The following is a 2173-nucleotide window of genomic DNA, read 5'->3' on the forward strand; positions in this document are numbered from 1 at the left end:
CCACGGGTGGTCAAACGCCAGCGTCACAATTCTTTCCGCGTGAAGAAATCTACGGACCATGGAGTGCGACACCCGCGCCCGCCAGAAATCTACCTCTTCAGTCCAGCTGCCTAACTAAATGGCATTGTGACTTGAGCTGGGCGTTGGCTCGTTCGCCCGGTCCGCGCAGCCGTGTATGTGCGCGGTTGGCCTCCTTTTGCGACTCGGGCTCGCCGCGTAGGCAACCAGGAAGGAACCCCGCGTGCCCGAACACAGCGGCACAGCACGACCTGGCATGGCGCCTACGGCCCATCGGACCGCGGGCACCATGTTCGCTGCCCTCTACGGTGAGCTGGCCCCGCACGCCTGGCGCGACCCCGAGTCCGAGCTCGACGCCTACTCGCTGTTCTACCACCGGTCGCTCGCCTTGAGTTGGCTCGACGACAGGTCGGCGGGGGGCGGCTTGGAGGAGCGCATGTGCCACGCGCCCGGGCTGTGGGGCATGAACGATGCTGGATGGAACCATCCTCTCGCCGCGCCCGGAGCGGGACTGATCTCGTGGTTCCAGGTCGAGGCGAGCGCAGTGGCCGGCGACCGACCGCTACCAGTGCGGCCGTTCCTGCTGTGCGCGCGGGACGCGATGGCGCGCGCCGGCACGCTGTCCCTCTCCGCAGTACAGCTTCTCCTGCCGGTTCAGGGTCTCGACGCCTCGTCACGTCCCCCATACGCGACCGTGCCGTCGATGCGGACGGTCCCCTGGTTCGCTGAGTGCGACCCGGGATCGAGAGCGCTAATGGAAGTGAGCATCAACGGCGGCCGGGACCCATCGATCGCCACTCTCGCAAAGCAGCTCGCCGATCACCTCGGTCACCTGGATCAGGACGTGTTCGTTTGCAGGTCCCACGACGTCGCCGACCAGGACGCCGTCCTCCCACCGCCGTTCGACGACGATTTCTGGAACGGCTCGTCTCTGCACGGCGTGGTGTTGCGCGGAGAGCTTGCCGAGTGGTCATGTGACGCAATCGGGTGGCTGACCGAGGTCGTCGCCGACTCCGTCGCCCAGCTCGGCTTCCGCTCGCCGCTGCTGCTCACCGTCACGCGAGCCCTCTCGAAAGGGTGACCTGGCCAGGAGCGCCTGTGCCGAGGGTGAGGAACCTACGGGTCAGCCGCGCCGCCGCGCAGCGCACCGCGCTACCCCTCCGTGACCGGGCCGGAACCTGGCCGGATGGCGCGTACAGGCCCGTGACCAGTCGCGGCATTGGTGCTGCTGCTTGAGCACGCTCAACGATGACTGCACCATCTCAGCGAACCCGCCCCGACGGCTAGGCCGATCTCGTCAGCGACGATGGGAGCGTGCGCAGCGGTTTCAGGAACAGCGTTTGCACTGGTCAGGGGCTGATGTTCAGGAGAGTTGCAGCGCGGGCTCGGGCCACGTGATTTTGATGCGCAGGCAGGCGTGCTCGTCCTCGCTACGACCGCGTCCGCGCCTTCGGGCGAGACCGCGACCCCGCTCTTGTCGAGGAAGTCGAGAGGGCTCAACTTCGGGTTGAAGCGCAGTTGTCAGCCTCGCCAGAGCAGGCCAACAAAGCCGAAGGGGCGGTGGTGGATCGCGTGGCAGGCTGGCTCGCGGCGGTCACCACCCCGCCTGCTGCTCGTGGTCGCTGCGCCGAGAGCGGTCGGTGTAGCTTGCGCGGCCCCTGGGCAAGTTCGCCCGTCTCGGACGGTCGGCACTGCGGGGAGGGTCGCGGGGGCCTTAATTCGGCCGCCCCGCCAACGTCCAAGGGGGTGGTCAAGGGGTGCCGAGCAGTTTGCCGGTGGCGGGGACGACTTCTTGGGCGAAGCGGGCGATTTGGGTGTCGTGGTCGGTGGCGGGCCAGTAGACGAAGGCGTTGATGCCGGCGTCGGCGGCGGTGGCGAGCTGGTCGGCCCATTGTCCGGGGGTGCCGGTGAAGGGGCTGCTGGAGGAGGCGTCGGTGATCGTGCCGGCGATGTTGTAGACCTTGCGGATGCGAGTGGGGTCTCGGTCGGCTTGGCGGGCGGCGGTGTCGATGCGGGCGGAGGCGGCAGGCAGGCCGTCCAGGGGCAGGTAGGCGTGGGAGGGCAACCAGCCGTCGGCGCGGGCTCCGGTGAGGGCAAGGGTGCGGGGTCCGTAGGTGCCCAGCCATAGGCCGAGGTCGGGGCCGGGGGCCGGGCC

The 2173-nt window shown here is 68.6% G+C and carries 2 protein-coding genes and 1 pseudogene; 1 reads left to right on the forward strand and 2 read right to left on the reverse strand.

Annotation, left to right across the window (positions count from 1 at the left end):
• Nucleotides 1-127: 127 nt before the first annotated feature.
• Nucleotides 128-217 (reverse strand): annotated as a pseudogene (locus tag E1298_RS52085) (IS5/IS1182 family transposase); the annotation flags it as partial.
• A 90-nt stretch (nt 218-307) separates the two neighbouring features.
• On the opposite strand from E1298_RS52085, the gene E1298_RS46395 reads away from it, so the two are divergent.
• On the forward strand, nt 308-1099 hold the full coding sequence (locus E1298_RS46395; RefSeq protein ID WP_243726261.1) for a hypothetical protein: 792 nt from the start codon (nt 308-310) through the stop codon (nt 1097-1099).
• Between the two features lie 669 nt (nt 1100-1768).
• On the opposite strand, the gene E1298_RS46400 is transcribed toward E1298_RS46395, so the two are convergent.
• Nucleotides 1769-2173 (reverse strand): LLM class flavin-dependent oxidoreductase (locus E1298_RS46400; protein ID WP_131903730.1); only part of this gene is annotated, 405 nt, incomplete at its 5' end.

It is taken from the genome of Actinomadura rubrisoli (assembly GCF_004349215.1).
Taxonomy (GTDB): Bacteria; Actinomycetota; Actinomycetes; order Streptosporangiales; family Streptosporangiaceae; genus Spirillospora; species Spirillospora rubrisoli.